At 70.0% G+C, this 616-nt stretch carries 1 protein-coding gene; it reads right to left on the reverse strand.

From position 1 onward, the window contains the following. Positions 1 to 616: UbiD family decarboxylase domain-containing protein (locus tag KUM32_RS32345; protein ID WP_217145504.1), on the reverse strand; the 616-nt coding region annotated here is incomplete at both ends.

Genomic DNA, 616 nt, shown 5'->3' on the forward strand with positions numbered 1-616 from the left:
GCCTTCGAGGACCACCTCGGAGTGCGCCGGCACCTGGAGCGGGACCGTCTTGCAGTCCACCATCTCGATCCGCTTGCCGCGCAGGAACCCGGCGAACAGGTACTCGTCGATGTCGCCCGGCAGCGGCGCCGTGGAGGCGTACGTCACGGCCGGCGGCGTGCCGAAGGCGATCGCCACCGGCAGCCGCTCACCACGGCGGGCGGCGACCTGGTAGTGGTTGGTGCTGTCCTTGTGGATCTGCCAGTGCATCCCGATGGTGCGCTTGTCGTGCCGCTGGAGCCGGTACAGGCCCAGGTTGCGCACGCCGGTCTCGGGGTGCTTGGTGTGGGTCAGGCCCAGGTTGAAGAACGAGCCGCCGTCGCCGGGCCAGGTGAACAGCGCCGGCAGGCGGTCCAGGTCCACCTGGTCGCCGGTCAGCACGACCTCGTGCACCGGCGCGTCCTTGACCTTCTTCGGCGGCACGTGGGTCATCCCGGCCAGCTTGCCGAACGCCTCGCGCACGCCGGTGAAGCCCATCGGCAGCTCCGGCTTGAGCAGCCCGCCGATCTTCTCGCTGATCTCCTGGTACGACGTCAGGCCCAGCGCCTTGAGCAGCCTGCGGTCGGTCCCGAAGACG

The sequence above is a fragment of the Streptomyces sp. AC627_RSS907 genome, assembly GCF_019049165.1.